Source organism: Bacillus sp. P14.5 (assembly GCF_003316765.1).
Lineage (GTDB): Bacteria > Bacillota > Bacilli > Bacillales > Bacillaceae_B > Rossellomorea.
The window spans coordinates 21,227-39,733 of sequence record NZ_NIJF01000104.1 but is presented as its reverse complement, the minus strand read 5'-3'; the positions used below and the strand labels follow the sequence as shown (position 1 = coordinate 39,733).

Genomic DNA, 18,507 nt, shown 5'->3' with positions numbered 1-18,507 from the left:
CCTTAAAGTTATGTAGCTACAATTCTATAGGAAAAAGTGTTGTCTAAGCAATACTTCACGCTTTAAAGTGTTAAAGTCAGAATACAAAAAGAAGAAGCTGGCGTGGCAGCTTCTTCTTTCTGTTCTATTATTATTTGATTCCACCAGATATATTGGATCCTTCAATAAAGTGCTTTTGGAAGAAGAAGAATAACAATACTACCGGTGCCAGAACCATGACAGACATGGACATCAAATAGTGCCACTGTGTCTGCATCTGCCCTTTGAAAGTCTGCAGCCCTATCTGCAGGGTGTACAAGCTTTCATCGTTTAGGTACAACAGCGGCCCGAGCAGGTCATTCCACGCTCCATTGAAGGAGAAAATCGCGACGGTTATCAATGCCGGCTTCGTCAGCGGCACCATGATATGCCACCAGATTTGCAAGTGGTTGGCTCCATCCAAAACGGCTGCGTCAAGGAGCTCATTGGGAATGGTAAGTGAAAACTGCCTCAGCAGAAAGATGAAAAACGCACTTCCCAAGAAAGAAGGCACAATCAATGGAAGATAGGAATTGATCCAGCCAAGCTTTGAAAACAGGATATACTGCGGCACCATAGTAACAAATCCAGGAATAAGCATCGTGGTTAAAACCAGCACGAATAATGTATTCCTGCCTTTGAATGGAATCTTGGCAAATGCATAAGCGACCAGTGAGTTAATGAATACACTTCCAACCGTTCCTATGGCAGCGACCATCAATGTATTAAGCGTCCACCTGGTAAATGGAGCAGTCTGCCAGGCTTTCACATAGTTGGAAAACTGGAAGGTTTCCGGCATGAATGTCGGCGGATACTGGGCAATTTCCTGAGGTGTCTTCAGTGAGGTTGAAATCATCCACCACAGTGGAGAAAGAATGACAACGCTCCCCGCTATCAAAATGAAAAGAATGAACAATTTATGCGCTTTTTCCCTGAATTTTTTGGATTGATGAAATTTCAGCTTTTCTGTATTTTCCATTACTTCCTGTCCCCTCCTTCATAATAAACCCACTTCTTCCCAAGTTTCAGATTGATGAAGGTCAAGAATAGGACGATAACAAATAGGAACCATGCCATGGCTGTTGCATAGCCCATATCGAAAATTTCAAATGCATTGTTCCACATATGAAGATTATAGAATAACAATGAATTAGCCGGGCCGCCGCTGCCGTTATCCGTCATGACATAAGCTTCCTGGAAAATCTGGAACGAACCGATTGTACTTGTCACAATATCAAAGAAAATGATTGGCGTAATCATCGGCAATGTTATATATAAAAACTTATGAAAAATATTAGCTCCATCTAGTTCTGCCGCTTCATACATTTCTTTAGATACCCCTTGAAGCACCGCCAGATAAAGGAGCATTCCTCCTCCTACACTCCAAAGCTTCATAATGATCAGGGAAGGCTTGGTCCATTCAGGATCAAACAGCCATGCCGGTCCATCTATGCCAAACCAGGCAAGGAACGTATTGATCATTCCAGTGCTTGGACTCAGAAGCTGCATCCATAGGAAATACACAGCTACTCCCGAAAGAATGGACGGCAGATAAAAAATCGTCCTGAAAAATTTCATCCCCCTGACCTTCTGATTCAGCAGTACTGCGAGGAGAATGGCTCCCGCCGTTGTTGCCGGGACAGAAAAGAGAACAAAATAAAGTGTGTTCCACAGCGACGTCATAAACATTTCATCGATTGTGAACATCTTTTTATAGTTATCAAATCCGATAAAATTCATTTTTGAGGTGATATTATAATCGGTAAAGCTTGCCGCCAGGGAAAATAACATCGGCCCCAGTGTCAACCCAAAGAATCCCAGCAGCCATGGACTGATGAATAAATAACCAAAAAGATTATCCTTCGTTTTTTTGGACATGATTTTTTTCTTTACCGGCTTATCGGCTGCCCTGATGATGCCGGCCCATTCATTCTTCCTCTTTAATTTGACATTGCCGGAGTGCAGGCCGGTCGGTTTGCCTGATTCAGCTGAGTCTGATACTGCTTCTGCGTTGGACCCCTTCATAGGAATACCCCCCTTTTTATTAACCCGAGTGCTGGAGCATTATAAAAAATGAAAATAATTTTTCATTGACCAAAAGAGAGAAGGAAAACCTTCTCTCTGGATGGTTAATTACCTTTTCATTTTCTCAACGGATTCCTGAGCAGAGTTCAGTGCTTCTTCTGCCTCAAGAGAGCCCATCATGAACTCGTCGATCTTTGGATTCAGGAGATTTTGATAATCAGGGTATTCAACCGGCATTGGATGCAGTTGAGTGAACTCCAGATTATCGATGGTCGCCTGGTAAACTTCTTTATCTTTTCCTTCTAACTCTTCAGCTGCTTGTTCGGCAGCTGCAATATTTGCTACATTATCAAAATTCTGCATTGCCCAATACTTCTGAGCTTCTTCGCCTGTTAAATATTTAATGAATTCTGCTGCAGCTTCCGGATTGTCAGCCCCCTTAGGGATTTCAGCAACAAATCCGCCGCCGTCACTCCATGGCTTACTGCCTTCATCAAAAGCAGGTACAGGTGCTACACCAAAATCCATATCCTGACCAAATTCCTTGATCTCGGTATAGAAGTTACCTACATTGACCCACATCGCCACTTTACCGCTGATGAAAGGATTAGACTGCTGGCTTCCAAATTCAGCCTGATAGCTTTGAACTGTTTTATCACCGATTCTGTCTTTCCAGCTCTTAATCCATTCAATGGCCTCTACTTTCCTAGGCGTGTTGATATTTACTTCTCCGTCTGCAACTAACTTTTGGCCTTCATCGGCGTTGACCATCCATGAATTCGGTCCGATGCTTCCCCAGAGCGGGTAGAATCCGACCCGTTCATAGCGGTCGCCGTCTTTGATATCCAATTTCTCTGCATATTCCTCAAGCTCTTTCCACGTTTTAGGAGGCTGTTCAGGATCCAGTCCGGCTTCCTTGAAAGCTTCCTTATTGTAGAAAAGCATGCGTGTGTCCGTATTGAATGGCACTGCATATGGCTTGCCTTCATATTCAACCGTATCCCACAGGTGAGGATAGTATTGATCCTTGATATCCTCTCCAAGGTATTCGCTTAAATCTTCGACCTGGTCATTTTCAGCTCTCTGGGCAACCGAGTTGATATCGTTGATGACAACATCAGCAGGATCACCCGCAGCGATAGAGGCAAGGTTTTTAGTCCAAATATCTCCCCAAGGCAGATATGTATGTTTCACTACGATCTCGTCTTGAGATTCATTAAAGTCCTTAATAATCTTCTCTATCATAGGCTTTCTTGTTTCTGATCCCCAGAATGTCCAGAAATCCACTACTTTTTTACCGTCTTCCGTGACATTTGCAGTTGCTCCCTCATCGTTACCGCAGCCGGCTAAAAAGCCAGAAATCAGCAGAACAAGAGAAAGAAGCATAGCTAAACTTCTTTTCTTCATTTGTTACTCCCCCTAAACATCATAAATATTACAAAAAACTTACAAATTACTTCTGCTTCTTCTTCTACCCCGCTTCTTCTTCTTCTTAAACATTTATCTACAAAAAAATTCGAAAAATGTTCTGACATTGTCAATTGATGTCTAAATATGCATTTCTATCAGCTAGCAGAGAAGCGCTTTGCATCAAGCTAGGAAAGCACATCGACCAAACAAAAAATTTGACTTACTGCTGCATTATTTTACACAAATTCCCACTAAACTTTTCTAACATGTATTCATTGACTTTGATTCCTCTTTTCATGAAAATGAGTATATACCTATTTATATAAGGAGTACTTATGAAAACAAAAACCGAAGCACTATATAAATTCCTGATAGACAATATTTCTTCCTTCACTGAAGACTGGTTGAAATTCCAGAATGTAAAAACCGGTTCGCATTACTCGCCAGATGCACCTCCAGAAGTAATGGAAAAAATCAAAGTGCAAAACGGCAAGTATGTGAAACTAGTTGCTGATTCCCTGTTCCAGGAAGAGGAGGAAATGAAAAAGAGCATTTCGGATTGGACCTTCCAAACAGCATCAGACAGAGCGAATTCTGATACCTCTTTGACGGAAGTAACGAGAAACGGGGGGTGCTTCCGCTCCATCCTCATTGATTATGTCGAGAAATTCGCCACCCAGACAGAACTCGACGTGAACATCAAGGATGTATTTCACTGGGTCAAAAAAATTAACACAACCTTTGACTACGTCATGGAAACTTTCACCGATAATTTTCTGAGCATCCTTTTGGACAGACTCTCTTCTCAATCCATGTTGATCAATGAACTGAGTGCTCCAGTCATCACTCTTACTGAAGACATCGGTCTTCTGCCTATCATCGGGGATATCGATACAACAAGAGCCAAGAGTATCCTGGAGACTACTCTGCAGCAGAGCGTTGATTCCGGAATTTCGTATTTGATCATTGATTTATCCGGTGTAGTCATGGTCGATACAATGGTCGCTCATCAAATTTTCCAGCTTATAGAATCACTTAACCTGATTGGGGTGGAAACAGCTCTGACAGGCATTCGTCCGGAAGTCGCAATGACAGCTGTTCAGTTGGGAATTGACTTTTCTGATGTGAAAACAGAAAGCTCCCTGCAGCGAGTCATATTGAATTTAGCTAAGCAACTTGATAAACATTTGAACATCTAGATTCTTTAATTGGAGGTGCGGTCATCGGGATCGCACCCTATTTAGTTATCCTTCCTGCGCGGCCGGCTTAGGAAAAGGTCGGAAAGCCTCTAATAAGAACCCGGAAAACTGGTTTACGGGCCAGTGAGTTTATTTTTCGTGCAGGATAGCGGACCGAAATAGGGAGTTACGGGCCAATTAGATTCACTTTTTGGCAGGATTACGGACCGCATAATGGAGTTACGGGCCAGTGAGACTCACTTTTTGGCAGGATAACGGACTGGAAGAGCAACTTAAGGGACAGTGAGTTTTACTTTTGGTGAACAAAACAGCCCCGAAATTGTATGAAGGATGGAGGAAAGATTTTGCGAAAATGGCTTTCAGCCTTTGCTGCAATTATTTTGTTGATCTTATTTTTATATTGGCAGAACAATTCTATAGTCACGACTGAAATGAATATCTCCTCTAATGAAGTCCCTGCTGAATTTGATGGATATAAAATCATTCAGCTATCTGATCTCCACAGCAAATTCTTTGGGGAGAATCAACAAAGGATAATTGAAAAAGTGCAGCACACCCAGCCTGACCTGATTGTTTTCACAGGAGATTTAGTGGACGGAAAGAACTATGATGAAGAATCAAGCCTTACACTAATGGAAGGTTTAGTAAAAGCAGCTCCTGTGTTATTTGTGACCGGTAACCATGAGTGGTGGTCAGGGAACTTTCAGGAACTGGAGAAAAAACTTGCGGGCCTGGGAGTTACAGTGCTCAGGAATGATTTTACCGTAATTGAAAAAGATGATACCAAAATCATAATATATGGCATCGATGATCCAGCGGCTGGAATGTCCACTGAAGAAAGTTTGGATTATGTACCATTGGAAGGTTCGAGTGGTTTTCAAATCCTTCTCGCTCACCGCCCAGAGCATTTTCAGCTTTATCAGGAGAAGCAGTTCGACTTGATTTTCTCGGGCCACGCCCATGGCGGCCAATTCAGGCTTCCCTTTTTCGGCGGAATGATTGCACCTGACCAGGGATTCCTGCCGAAGTATGATGCCGGCAGATTCCATTCGGGCGGCTCTGTAATGATCGTGAACCGCGGATTGGGCAACAGCATCATCCCGCAGAGACTTTTTAACAGACCAGAAATTATTGAAGCGACGCTTCTTTCCAAATAGCAATTGTTAAAGAGCCCTGCGGTGCGCATCCGTATGGCTCTTTTTTTGACGGGAAGTCCTGTGAGAACTTGCTGAAGCGGCATTCACGCGCTCCCAAAAGCCGTTTTTCTATATATAAATCCTGCCTCCACCCACTCACCATTAAAAAAAGGTCATATTGCAGTTTTTACCTCTTTTAAAAACAGGTCTATTGCACATATTAAATAATGGTCAATGGACCTAAAAAAGGAGGTAATGACAATGAAGATTAAACTCAAATCTTTTCTTATATGCGCAATCGCTCCCTTGTTGATACTGACTGCTTGTAATGGGAACGGGAATGGAAATAATGAATTGGCGGAACCACAGGATGTGAATTATGATCCGGTAAGCTTCAATGGTGAAAATCCGAATATGAATGAAAATGGCAATGGAAACGCACTTACCGACCGTGATCCTGGAGACCCTGCAGTTCAGCGTCAGGGACGCAACCTTTTCACACAGCGTTACCTGATTCCAATGGATCCACGTAATGGCGGACAGAGGTTTACACAAGAAAATGGCCAGGGCAATCAGGGTAACCGTGGAGACGGGCAGCAAGCTGCTCAAGAACCAGAAACTCCGCAGCAGCCTGCAGAAAAGAATGGCCAGAATGAAGAAGCACAAAGCGGGAACATGGATGAATATGTTCAGCAGGTCATCGACTTAACTAATGACGAACGTAAAAAGAATGGTTTGCCGGCATTAAAACCACATGGAGAATTATCTAATGTCGCCCGCATCAAATCTGAGGACATGGTGGATAAGAATTACTTCTCCCACACGTCTCCTACTTATGGATCTCCATTCGAAATGATGGAGAACTTCGGGATAGAGTACAGCACTGCAGCTGAAAATATTGCTGCTGGCCAGAACTCACCAAAAGAAGTTGTTCAAGCATGGATGGAAAGCCCTGGACACCGTAAAAACATTATGAACAATCAAGTGACCCATATCGGAGTCGGCTATGCTGAAGACGGCGGGATGGGGATTTATTGGACACAGATGTTTATTAAGTAATCTAAGGGCTGCAGCCTGAAAGAAAATGGCTGCCCCTTTAACAAGCTAAAAAAACCCCGGCGGAAAATTTCCGACGGGGTTCTTCAATCACCATATTATAGGTTGGTATTGCTTCCGTTATTTACACGTACCCTTTCAGGATATGTGTGGGTATTCATTGCATTGTTATTGGAGAAATGACCATATACTTTATCTTCACGGTCTTCATCCGCTTCAACCAGAACAACGATATTACCCTTATTTAAATAATTTTCATATTCCTTGGCATGTTCTTCCGGAATACCCGCTCCTGTTAAAGCACCAACAAGTCCGCCGCCGCCGGCCCCAATTGCCGCACCGCTCAACGCTGTTGCTAACGGCCCTGCTGCAGCCAGAACACCAACACCAGGAATGGTCAGCAAACCGACCTCCGCAATAATACCAGCGATACCGCCGAGTACACCGCCCGTTCCGGCACCAATACCGAAACCTTTTCCTGCATTCTTGCCGCGTCCACTGTCTTTTTCAGTCACTTTACTGTCCGTTTCATGTTGGATCCCTTTAACATCGTCATTATCTTTTGCAAAAATCGAGATATCTTCTTTGGTATAACCCATGTCATGAAGAGCTTCAATCGCGCGAACAGCTTCATCTTTGTTTCTGAAAACTCCACCGATTATAGACTTTTTCATTCATATCCCTCCTCAAAAGATTTCTACATAAGGAGTAATTCCCTTATTTAAAGCTGTTAAACGTGGATTTCTATAGAGACCCAATTTTATGGAAGGAATATTTAGTTTGACCACACCGGCCAGTTATGTAGTCCCGCGTGTAGGTCTTCATCTTTTGTAAGGACTGCTGTAAAAGAAATGACCATTCGGACATCAAGGGAAGCATATCAACAAAACACTAATTCAGTCGCACAAAAAAAGCCAAGGGGTAATAGATAACCCCTTTGGCTCATAATCAATTAATTATTGGCTCCGGCGTTTTAACAGCCCTTAAAACGCCCAATTCCCTTTTCTGAAGAGGGGTTCAGTTGAACCGTCTTTATGTATACCGGCTATATCCATCTGTTCGGAACCGATCATAAAGTCCTCGTGAACGATGCTGTCATTCAAACCAGCGGCTTTTCTCTCATCCTCGGATAGTGACTCTCCTCCTTCATAACAGGTTGGATAGGAAGAGCCGATTGCTAAATGGTTGGATGCATTTTCATCAAACAGTGTGTTAAAAAACAGGATTCCGGTTTCGGAAATGGGCGATTTGTGCGGCACCAACGCAACCTCTCCCAAGTATCTTGCCCCTTCATCTGTATCCATCATTTTCTCAAGCAGTTCCTGTCCGGTCTTTGCTTCTGCTTTGATGATTTTCCCATCCTCGAAGGTCAGCTTGAAATCCTCGATTACATTCCCCTGGTATGCGAGCGGCTTTGTGCTTGTAACAAATCCGTTCACCCCAATTTTTAACGGTACAGTGTACACTTCTTCTGTTGGCATATTTGCAATGAATGTGGTTCCTTCTATATTGGTGGAGCTTCCAGTCAGCCACAAATGCTTCTCGGGAAGTTCAATCGTCAGGTCCGTTCCCGGGGCAGTATAATGAAGCTTCCAAAAGCTTTTCTTATTCAGTTGAGAAGCTTTTGCTTGCAGCGTCTCGATGTGACTGCGCCATTCATCAACAGGATGCTCCTTATTAATCCTGACAGCATCAAATATTTTATCCCACAGAGCAGGCACTCTTTCACTTTCAGGGAGACCCGGGAATACCTTATCTGCCCATTTTTGTGAAGGCATCGCGATGATGGACCAGCTGATCCGGTCGGTTTCAATGGCTTCATAGAAGCTTTCAAGGGCATTGCCCCTCGCCTTTTCAAAAGATAACAATCTTTCAGGAGGAATTCCTTTCAACAAGTCAGGGTCATCTGCCTCAACCTGCAGGAAAGCACCGCCTTTTTCGGCGATAGAGTCAAATGCTGAAGCCATCCATTCAGGGAACTGCTCAAATGTACTATCAGGAGCAAGTTCGTAATGTGTCCTTTTCACCTCTTCGTCATACCATTGAACATGCACTTCACATGCTCCGGCAAGATAAGCCTGCTTGACGATTTTCCTCACAAGGCGTTCAGTCCCCATGGGAGCAGAAACCCAAAGATACTGCCCTTTTTGTATATTGACGCCGGCCTTTACAGCAAGTTCAGCATATTTATCCAAATTTCGTTCAAAGTCCATGTCTGTTCCTCCATTTCGCGTTAATCCTTTTCATTATAACTCTTATCTTTTGAGAAGGCTGTTTTCACATATATTGGTGCTTTCGGAAAAATCCCAAGAGCCGGATTTTTCATCGGATACTAAGAATTCCCTCTCGGTTCCCTTTCGATGCTTTAAAGTGCTAAAAGGGACAGTCCCTTACAGCGCGTAAAGCGGTGTAGAACTGCCCCCATTGATCATCATTATGCTGATGGTGATATTTGTGTTTGCTGCTGCATTTTCTTTCCTCTTGCTTCTTTGATGGTCAGGACCATCGCAATCAAGAGGAACGCACTTGATATCTGGAAGAGTGTTCCTGTTCCAACAAATTGAGCAAGGATCCCAAAGACCAGGCCGCTTAAGCCTATTCCAAGGTCAATTGACGAGAAGAACATCCCGTTAGCAACCCCTCTTCGGTTTGCAGGCGTTTTGGAAAGCACCCACGATTGCAGCGTTGGAATCAAAGAACCGAATCCTACCCCGAACAGGACACCGGCAATGATGATCGGCAGGTTTGAATGAGCGAATGACAACACCCACATACCGATAAAGGTTACTCCTGTACAGAATAATATCAATCCAATCGGCCCTTTTTCGTCAAACCACTTTCCAGCAATAGGACGGGAAAGAGACGCCATAATGGCATTGAACAAATAGAAAAGGAAAATCTGATCGATCCCCCGCTCCTCTCCGAAAATCACGATAAAAGTCACGATGGAGCCATAGCCGAAAGTAGCAATCATCGTAATGATCGCTGGATAAATACTCGATTTTTCAATGAGAGAACCCATATAGGAAAACTTCAATTGCTCTTTCTGCGTCTCTTTTACAGCCTGTGGAGTATGGTAATGCACAGTTGAAAGAAGAATGAGCGCAATGATTCCCAGGCCAGTGGAGATATATATGAGATTGCTGAATGAAGTCACTTGGAACAAGTAGATTCCCAAGCTTGGTGCGACGATCATTCCTATTGTTATCGATAATCCATAATACCCCATTCCTTCACCAAGTCTGGAGTTTGGCACAACATCCACGGCCGCGGTTCCGTTAACTGTTGTCGACCAGCCCCATGCAAGCCCGTGAACAAAACGGAACACCAGGAAAATCACGACGATTTGCGACAGCGGATAGATGATAGTAATCAAAAGCAGGGAAAGTGCTCCGATTAAAACGAGCGGCTTCCTCGTTTTATATTCCAGCATAAAGCCGATAAAAGGCCTGCTCAATACAGCACCTATAGAAAATAAAGTGGTGACAAGCCCTATCTCCAATCCAGAAGCTCCAAGGGATTTAATATAAGGAGGCAATGTAGGGATCAGCATTTGAAAGGACATGAAAACAAACAAATTCCCCACCATGAGCATGATGAATGATTTGGTCCAGAGTGTTTCTTTCACTTGAATTCCTCCTGTAACGGCCTATGATTTCAGGCCTGTTTTCCACAAAAATAAAGGCAGTTTTCCGAAAGGCGCCTGTTGTGAAGTGAAAAGAAAACGACAAACAACAATGCTTTCAAAAACAGCCAAAATAAAAACAACCTTCACAGAGGAAGATTATTTATTCATTTAAATAATATTTCGGATTACTAAATAATAGCACATGTTTATTGAAAATGGAATGATAAAAAAGAAGCCTTTGCCTGTAAAAACTGGCAAAAGCCTCCCTCTTTCCTTATTTATCGTAAGTCTTCCCAATCCGTCCTGAATGAAAGCCTCCACAAAACAGGAGCCAAAATCAGCAGGATCCCCAAATATAAATAGCTTCCATAATCAATTCCAAGGGCAAGGAAGTGAATTCCCACAAACACACCGATTAACAGAAAATAAGGGATCAGCTTCCACCCATCGCTGTCCTGGGCCGCTTCGAATGAACGTGAAAATGGCAATGTCCCTTTTATCACGATGAATCCGAAAATGACGTAGACAATGCTGCTCAGTAAGATGATCACCACATCATCAATAATCCGCAGTCCAAACAGAAAAACAAAGATGAGGCTGATAACCAGATATACAGGCAGGAAAAGCTTCACCATTACCGCCTTAATGGTTCCTGTATAAATATTTCTGAGTTTTCCAACAGGAGCAGTCCTATAGATCCAGGACGCCTTATGTTTTCCTGAATATTTCAGCATCATCAACACATTCGGAATCATCAGCATGGTGAAATACAGGGATAAATACCACTTACTGTCCCTAATATTACCAAAGGAATCCATCTGCAGCTGATTGAAGATAAAAATGAACGGAAATATCAGAGAAAATCCAAGCGAAGGATAAACCTTAAGCTTAAAATCCCTTTCCGTTTTGATCATCGATCTGGCAAAACGGAAAAATGCCCGCTCTTCTTTATTCCGGCAGAAAAATTTAGCTTCCCAATTAAAGTAGCTCTGCATCCCTTTTTTCTCTTTCCCGCTGTGACTGGACAGCTTCTGGAGATTCCTCTCAAACGAAGGCATCATTTTAGAGTAGATAAGAAGCGCTATAACCGGGACAACAAACGTCAATACAGTAAATGCTATGATATAGGTGCCGCCTTCTCCTTGTAGAAATAACTGAAACGGGCCCGCAAACCAGACCGGGGGAATAAGGAATTGCCACCATGCCGGAGAAAATTCAACCCCAAATTCAACAAGTTCAAAAGATCTGGCGACAAACTGATAACCGACAGCCAATCCAATGGAAAGACCAATTTGGACATAGTTGATGATATCCTTCAGTTTTTCTCCATCAAAAAAGCGGAGAATAGTAAAATACAAAATCGCTGTAATCACAACAATCAGGAAATCCATCAAAATAATTTCCACTAAAAACAGCAGGAAAAATAACGGTCCATGAGTAAAAAGGCTGACCACAAGGGGAATCGCCGCGATTGCTGCTGTCAGGAAAAATAGATAGATACAGACATGCAGTGTTTTAGCAAGACTGATGGTCCTCTTATCCACAGGCTTCGTATGTAATATATTTCGATCCCGAATATCAAGCAGAACCGAGGAAAAATCAGAAATCATAGAGGTCATGACAATGAACATCAGAACTCCGAATGTGATGCTCATTTGAAATAGATAATTGTCTCCCATAAGCATAAATGGCACAAGAAATAATCCATACAAAGCGTAAATCCACAATGACTTGATGAATCGGTTGTTATCATCCTTTTGTTTCTTATTCGACTGATTGAATATCGTCGGCACCCTTCTGCCGTCCATAGTCAATTTGACTTGCAGGATTTTACGGAGCAGCTTGTAATCAATACCCTGCTTTGTGAAAAACCAGCGGAAATAATCTAAAAACCGAAGTGTAGGAAAGTCCTTCATCCTTACACCCCGCCTCTGACAATCTCAACAAACCGCTCGGCGATCTCTCCATGCTCATTGAATCCAGTAAGTTCATTGAAAATTTGTTCAAGGGTACCATCCATGTTCTGCCCCTTTAGTTCCGCAAAAGTACCATCGGCAACAATCCGCCCATCATGAAGCAGTATGATCCGGCTGCTGATTTTTTCAACCACATCCATGATATGAGAAGAATAAAAGATGGTCTTCCCTTCCGCTGCAAGCTTCGCAAGAATTTCTTTGAACACCATGACACTATTTGCATCCAGACCATTGATTGGCTCATCAAAGAACAACAGCTCGGGATCATGAAGAAGGCTGGAAATGATCAGCACTTTTTGTTTCATCCCTTTTGAATAAGAAGATATCTTAGAGTGAAAAACACCCTTCAGTCCAAAGATATTCATCAGCTTGAATGCTTTATCCCCGGCTTCCTCAGCGGTCATTCCATATAGCTCTCCAATGAAGGTCATATATTCATTTGCAGTCAGATTTTCATATATCTCAGCAATCTCCGGAACATAGCCAATCTTTCTCTTATAATCTATGTTACTATCAGAAACTTTTTCGCCAAACACTTCAATCTCTCCACTATCTGCCTCCTCCAATCCCAGAAGGATCTTGACCGTCGTGCTTTTTCCTGCACCATTCGGACCTATGTATCCAATGATCTGTCCCTTTTGAACCTCTAAATCGATTCCTTTCAGGACATGCTTCGTACCAAAACTCTTTTGAAGTTCCCTTATCAACAGAACCGTCTCTCCCTGAACTCCCAAAACGTCACCCTCTTTTTTGGGTTAATTGTAACATATTGGGCAGGGAAAATGTTCCTATGCGTGACAGTCACCACCCGGAATTTGTCGAATCGAGGTGTCCATCCCTGCTGAGAATGGTCTTATCTCATTCACAAAGAGGGATGGCCAAAGCTAGAACAAGATCTTTAAGCCCGCCATCCCTTACTTTTAATTTTTCCAAGTTCCAAGTGAAAATATCTTTTCTTCGTGCAGATACGCTATCTGTCAGAATAATAATTCAAATACTTCATTTAGCTGATAACCCCGCTCCAGGTCACCAGCTTCGTTCGCATGGTGGATTTCATTGTCAAGGATGCTTTCAAGCGAACGGATTTCTTCCTCACTGAGATCCCTTACGAAAGCCCCCTCGGATGCATATTGACCATTCTCGATTTTCCGGTTGATTTCACTCATCAGATCATTCTCATCTGTGTAGTTGGATAGCACTTCCCGCAAATACGCTAAATTCTGATCCATTACCTAACCTCCTTTTACTTCACTGCTTATAGAATTAGGATGAGTAATAATGACAGAATTATGCGGACTCCCAATTTGAATAAATATGTGAATTTCGACAAATGTCGGGGCGTGACTGTCACGGAAGAGAGTATAATAGAAGAAAAATTCAACCAGGAATAGGAGCGATTAAAATATGTGGGTCAATTTATCGCATGCATGGAAGGAATGTTTTGAGCAGGCTTGGATTTCGTATTGCAACGGTTCCTTTCCGATCGGTGCAGCGATTACGGATGAGAATGGCAGGGTGATTTCGGCAGGCAGGAATAAGGTGTATGAAAAATCACAAGAAAACGGACAGGTCTGCAACAATAAGATTGCTCATGCTGAAATCAATGCCATCCTGAAAATCGATAATCTGGAAACAAACCAAAACAGAAAGAGATACAGCATCTATTCTACAATGGAACCCTGCGCCTTATGCTTCGGTGCCATCGTCATGTCGAGCATAAAAAATATACACTATGCTGCGGGAGACGGACTTGCCGGTGCCACAAACCTTGTAAACGGGAATGACTATATCACTGGGAAATCCATCTCGGTACATGGTCCTCATAAAGAACTCGAAATTGCTCAACTGGTTTTAAAAACCGATTTTGTCTTGAGAAGAGGGCATGATGTGGAAAGGATTATCACTCCATGGAGAATGGACTGCCCCATTGGTGTCGAACTCGGGGAAAGATGGTTCAGCAATGGAACACTTCAGACAGCCAAACAGGATGGCAAACCTTTCGGAGAAATTTTTGAGGACATAAAGAAAGAAGCCAGAAGAACCTTGAAAATTTAATCCTCTTCTCCTCCCTGCATAAATCCTTTCCTGCAGGAAAGATTATCACTAACTGGAGATATAGTGCAGGAGGAAAAGAAATGATTGAAACAATAAAAGAAACACTGATTGTCCTTGGCAGGATTGTCACCATTTTGCCTTTGCTTTTATTTATCACCATTTATATGGGAAAACGGGCAATCGGCGAACTGCCTGTTTTTGATTTTCTGATCATCTTGGTATTGGGCTCAGTTGTCGGTGCCGATATCGCCGACCCGGAAGTCCAGCACCTTCAGACAGGGATTGCTATTATTGCCATCGGAATTCTTCAGAAAGTAGTATCCAAGCTGAAAATCGCGAATAGATTCATTGGGAGGCTTTTGACCTTTGAACCGACTGTTGTCATTCAGAACGGAAAACTTTTGAGAAGAAATATCAAAAAGATTAATTACTCTGTGGATAATGTTCTTCAAATGCTGAGAGAAAAGGATGTCTTTTCTATCGACGATATCGAAACCGCCATAATTGAATCAAGTGGAGCTCTAAGTGTCTACAAAAGGGCACAGAAGCAGACTGCGACTGCAGGAGACCTTGGGATACTCCACTCTTCCCCCGGTATATCCGTACCAGTCATTATGGAAGGGACGGTGTACCCCAACGTCCTTCAGCAGTACGACCTCGATGATCAATGGCTGAAACAGGAGCTGTTGAGGAAGGGAATTCATGACACAAATGAGATTTTTTATGCTTCCATTAATAAAAATCTTGAGCTGCATATTTCCTTAAAGAACGAAAATCCTCGGAACCTTCCTTATTTGTATCATTAAAAGTTCCTTCAGAAAAGCTTGGGTGGATAACAGAATCCGCCGAATCAATGGATATTTCAGAATCAATCTCAGTGACGAAGAGCCGTCATCCTATTGATTTCATACCTGTCTCTACATGATTACTTTTAAATAAGAGCTTCATCTTAGACTGCTCAGCACTCCGACTATTCTGTTCTCTCTCCTAATCACCAATCATTGAACTGGTGTTTCCTTTGCTGCAGCACCGGACAGAAAATTCCGTTTTCGTGAGTTCTTGTGGGTCATCCCATGCCCTGCGCCCAGAGCTTCCCATTTAAACTCCCCTGCTAATCATTTTCCCCTTTTGATATAATAGAAGAACTATTGCCTCTTAAAGGAGCCTCAGCCATGTTCGACTTACTTTTCACCATGCTTGAAAGACTCGGAATCATAGTGACGATTGCCTTTATCTTAACAAGATTCCGATTCTTCCAAAGCATGATTTATCAGGATAAATTACGCGGCCGGCAGCAGATGGTCGCCATCCTTTTCTTTGGTTTTTTTGGCATCATTGGAACTTATTCAGGCTTGTCCTTCAACACGGAAACACTTGATTTTAACCGCTGGGCCATGAACCTGGGATCTGATGAGGCAATTGCAAATTCACGGGTGATCGGGGTAGTTCTTGCCGGCCTTCTCGGCGGGTACCGGGTTGGAATCGGGGCAGGATTGATTGCCGGGATTCACCGTTTCACGCTTGGGGGATTCACGGATATTGCCTGTGGAATCGCCGCCATTGCAGCCGGGATTATTTCTGGTATTTTCCATCAGCGGAACAAGCATGTGAAGCTGCCGGTAGCTTTCCTTATAGGAGCACTGGCCGAAACGATTCAAATGATCATCATCCTCATGGTGGCCAAGCCGTTTGAAAAAGCCCTGACACTTGTCGAAATGATCGGTGTTCCGATGATTCTTGCTAATGGTGTCGGCTGCGCATTGTTTCTGTTAATCATTAAAAATGTGGTGAATGAAGAAGAAAAAGCCGGTGCCCTGCAGGCACAAAAGACACTGAGAATTGCTGACCAGACACTGGCCTACCTAAGAAAAGGGATGAATACCGACTCTGCCAAGGCAGTCTGTGAAATCCTTTTTAAAGAAATCAATCCTTCTGCCGTTGCGATGACCAATAAGACCAGCATTCTTGCCCATACAGGAAGAGGAGATGATCATCACCGGGCAGGCAGTCCGCTTCAGACCCACATTACCAAGGATGTTATCAAACACGGTAAACTGGTGGTCGCAAATGATGAAACGATCCACTGTGTGAACAAGGATTGCCCGCTTGGCGCAGCTGTCATAGCGCCATTAAAGCATCGAGGGGAAACCATCGGCACATTGAAATTTTATTTTTCTTCTGAAAAAGAGATAACCAATGTCATTCTCGAATTGATTTCCGGTCTGAGTGTCCTTCTCAGCAACCAGCTTGAGATTGCTGAAGCGGATAAAGCCCTGCAGTACGCAAAGGAAGCTGAAATCAAGGCACTTCAGGCGCAAATCAGCCCGCATTTTTTATTCAATTCCATGAATGTCATCGGTTCCTTGATACGTATTGATCCTGCCCAGGCACGGAAACTGCTGATATCCCTTTCCAATTTTTTAAGACAAAACCTTACGGGGACCACAGCGGAGATCACATCTTTAGAACAAGAACTGAAACATGTGAAAGCCTATCTAGCCATTGAAGAAGCGCGCTTTGTTGATAAGTTGAAGGTAGAGTACGACATTGAAGAACAATCATTATCTCGAATGATTCCGCCCCTCACCCTTCAGCCAATTGTCGAAAATGCCATTAAGCATGGAATTAAAGATAAGAATGAAAACTGCGTGGTAAAAATCACTGTCGCCCATCAAGAGTCAGGTGTGACGATTACTGTTGAGGATAATGGCCAGGGAATTCCTGAAGACCGGCTGGCACTGCTCGGGGAAAACAGTCTCGATTCAGAGACAGGAACCGGGTTCGCCTTATATAATATCAATCGCAGGTTGACCATGATGTTCGGCCGCAAAGCTGCATTAAAAATCAACAGCGAATATGGTGAAGGAACAAAAATCTCCTTCTTCATCCCTGAAATGGAGGAATCGCAATGAAAAAAACAATAAAAGCATTAGTCGTTGATGATGAGCGGTACAGCAGGGATGAACTAAAGCATCTGCTGGGCGAGTATTCCTCCATCGAAATTTCGGGAGAAGCGGACTCGGGTGAAAGTGCTATCCTGCAATCCATCCAGCACTCTCCTGATGTTGTATTCCTTGATGTCGAAATGCCAAAATTGAATGGTATGGAAGCTGCAAAATCTCTTATGGAGCTAAAAAAGCCGCCGCTGATCGTTTTTGCCACTGCCTATCCTCAATTCGCCGCGGAAGCATTTCGTTACGAGGCTGTGGATTACCTGTTGAAACCTTATGATGAAGAACAATTGGCTCAAACAGTCTCGAGGATTGAGAAGCTGCTTCTTCCGTCCTCTTCCTCAGATTTTGACACTTCACGGCAGCCAGGCAAACTTGCGGTGGAAGGGGAAGGTGAAATCCTGTACCTTGACCCGTCCCATATACTCTATATGTACAGAGAAGAGAAAGTATCCAAAATCATTACAAAAACAGCCCAATACGAAGTCAAAACACCTTTAAAGGATCTCGAAAGCCGTCTTGGAGCCTATTCTTTTTTCCGTATCCATAAAAGCTATATCGTCAACCTGGATTATGTCTCGAAGCTAACCCCCTGGTTCAACGGCGCTTATCAGCTTGAAATCATGGGGGCCAAAGAAAAACTCTCCGTCAGCAGAAATTATGTGAAAGCACTCCGCCAAAAGCTGGAGCTCTAATATCTACAGGGTTGCACCTTATGCATCCCTTTTTTCGGTCAAATAACCCCGAAGGAATAAAAGGATAGACCGGCTTTTTTTTCGGGCCGCTTCCGCTTTTTATGCAATCCAGCTCCAGCTCCCAGCCCCTCGGGGTCAAATAACCCCCGAAGAATAAAGGGATAGACCTCCTTTTTTTCTCCGGGGAACATTTACCTGTCGGGGCTTATCGGGGCGCTTCCGCTTTTTATGTAAAGGCTCCCAAAGTTCTGCATCTTAATCCTTCCTAAATACATCTTAATCCTCCTTTTTTGCATCTTGCTCTAAAAATTCACCATTCTGCCACAATCAATCTTATAATCTATGTAAACGCATTCAT

General features: G+C 43.2%; 16 protein-coding genes. 7 read left to right on the top strand and 9 right to left on the bottom strand.

What is annotated here, in order from left to right:
• Window positions 1-130 precede the first annotated feature (130 nt).
• The 3 genes from B9Z54_RS20810 to B9Z54_RS20800 form a co-directional block, all read right to left on the bottom strand.
• Window positions 131-997 carry a carbohydrate ABC transporter permease gene (locus B9Z54_RS20810; RefSeq protein WP_113930291.1) on the bottom strand — a complete coding sequence of 289 codons (867 nt, stop codon included), beginning with the start codon at window positions 995-997 and terminating at the stop codon, window positions 131-133.
• On the bottom strand, window positions 997-2,043 hold the full coding sequence (locus tag B9Z54_RS20805) for a carbohydrate ABC transporter permease (protein WP_316247201.1): 1,047 nt from the start codon (window positions 2,041-2,043) through the stop codon (window positions 997-999). The genes B9Z54_RS20810 and B9Z54_RS20805 overlap by 1 nt, the downstream gene beginning before the upstream one ends.
• A gap of 108 nt (window positions 2,044-2,151) precedes the next feature.
• Window positions 2,152-3,450, bottom strand: a complete 1,299-nt coding sequence (locus B9Z54_RS20800; RefSeq protein ID WP_113930290.1) for an ABC transporter substrate-binding protein — start codon at window positions 3,448-3,450, stop codon at window positions 2,152-2,154.
• 338 nt (window positions 3,451-3,788) lie between these two features.
• Between B9Z54_RS20800 and B9Z54_RS20795 the strand changes: the two genes are divergently transcribed.
• From B9Z54_RS20795 to B9Z54_RS26560, 3 genes are all read left to right on the top strand, one after another.
• Window positions 3,789-4,652 (top strand): STAS domain-containing protein, encoded by an 864-nt coding sequence (locus B9Z54_RS20795; RefSeq protein ID WP_113930289.1) that lies wholly within the window; start codon window positions 3,789-3,791, stop codon window positions 4,650-4,652.
• Window positions 4,653-4,975: 323 nt separating this feature from the next.
• Window positions 4,976-5,809, top strand: coding sequence for a metallophosphoesterase (locus B9Z54_RS20790; RefSeq protein ID WP_113930288.1), 834 nt, complete (start codon window positions 4,976-4,978; stop codon window positions 5,807-5,809).
• A gap of 240 nt (window positions 5,810-6,049) precedes the next feature.
• A complete protein-coding gene (locus B9Z54_RS26560; RefSeq protein ID WP_345840756.1) occupies window positions 6,050-6,847 on the top strand; it encodes a CAP domain-containing protein in 798 nt (265 codons plus the stop codon).
• Window positions 6,848-6,942: 95 nt separating this feature from the next.
• Here the strand turns inward: B9Z54_RS26560 and B9Z54_RS20780 are convergent, their stop codons facing one another.
• The 6 genes from B9Z54_RS20780 to B9Z54_RS20755 all read right to left on the bottom strand — a co-directional run bounded on the left by B9Z54_RS20780 (window position 6,943) and on the right by B9Z54_RS20755 (window position 13,677).
• Window positions 6,943-7,518, bottom strand: coding sequence for a general stress protein (locus B9Z54_RS20780; protein WP_113930286.1), 576 nt, complete (start codon window positions 7,516-7,518; stop codon window positions 6,943-6,945).
• Between the two features lie 309 nt (window positions 7,519-7,827).
• Window positions 7,828-9,057, bottom strand: a complete 1,230-nt coding sequence (locus B9Z54_RS20775) for an aminopeptidase (RefSeq protein ID WP_113930285.1) — start codon at window positions 9,055-9,057, stop codon at window positions 7,828-7,830.
• A gap of 221 nt (window positions 9,058-9,278) precedes the next feature.
• A complete protein-coding gene (locus B9Z54_RS20770; RefSeq protein ID WP_113930284.1) occupies window positions 9,279-10,472 on the bottom strand; it encodes an MFS transporter in 1,194 nt (397 codons plus the stop codon).
• Between the two features lie 278 nt (window positions 10,473-10,750).
• Window positions 10,751-12,388: a hypothetical protein gene (locus B9Z54_RS20765; RefSeq protein WP_113930283.1), complete on the bottom strand. Its 1,638-nt coding sequence runs from the start codon at window positions 12,386-12,388 to the stop codon at window positions 10,751-10,753.
• A 2-nt stretch (window positions 12,389-12,390) separates the two neighbouring features.
• Window positions 12,391-13,182: an ABC transporter ATP-binding protein gene (locus B9Z54_RS20760; RefSeq protein ID WP_113930282.1), complete on the bottom strand. Its 792-nt coding sequence runs from the start codon at window positions 13,180-13,182 to the stop codon at window positions 12,391-12,393.
• Between the two features lie 243 nt (window positions 13,183-13,425).
• On the bottom strand, window positions 13,426-13,677 hold the full coding sequence (locus B9Z54_RS20755; RefSeq protein ID WP_113930281.1) for a sigma-G-dependent sporulation-specific acid-soluble spore protein CsgA: 252 nt from the start codon (window positions 13,675-13,677) through the stop codon (window positions 13,426-13,428).
• Between the two features lie 175 nt (window positions 13,678-13,852).
• Here B9Z54_RS20755 and B9Z54_RS20750 point away from each other — a divergent pair, with 175 nt between their 5' ends.
• From B9Z54_RS20750 to B9Z54_RS20735, 4 genes are all read left to right on the top strand, one after another.
• The gene (locus B9Z54_RS20750; RefSeq protein WP_113930280.1) at window positions 13,853-14,503 is read left to right on the top strand and encodes a nucleoside deaminase; all 651 of its coding nucleotides are present in this window, start codon (window positions 13,853-13,855) and stop codon (window positions 14,501-14,503) included.
• 80 nt (window positions 14,504-14,583) lie between these two features.
• Window positions 14,584-15,309 (top strand): DUF421 domain-containing protein, encoded by a 726-nt coding sequence (locus tag B9Z54_RS20745; protein WP_113930279.1) that lies wholly within the window; start codon window positions 14,584-14,586, stop codon window positions 15,307-15,309.
• A 366-nt stretch (window positions 15,310-15,675) separates the two neighbouring features.
• Window positions 15,676-17,415: a sensor histidine kinase gene (locus B9Z54_RS20740; protein ID WP_113930278.1), complete on the top strand. Its 1,740-nt coding sequence runs from the start codon at window positions 15,676-15,678 to the stop codon at window positions 17,413-17,415.
• Window positions 17,412-18,149 (top strand): LytR/AlgR family response regulator transcription factor, encoded by a 738-nt coding sequence (locus B9Z54_RS20735; RefSeq protein WP_113930277.1) that lies wholly within the window; start codon window positions 17,412-17,414, stop codon window positions 18,147-18,149. Before B9Z54_RS20740 ends, B9Z54_RS20735 begins: the two co-directional genes overlap by 4 nt.
• The last annotated feature ends 358 nt before the right edge of the window (window positions 18,150-18,507 follow it).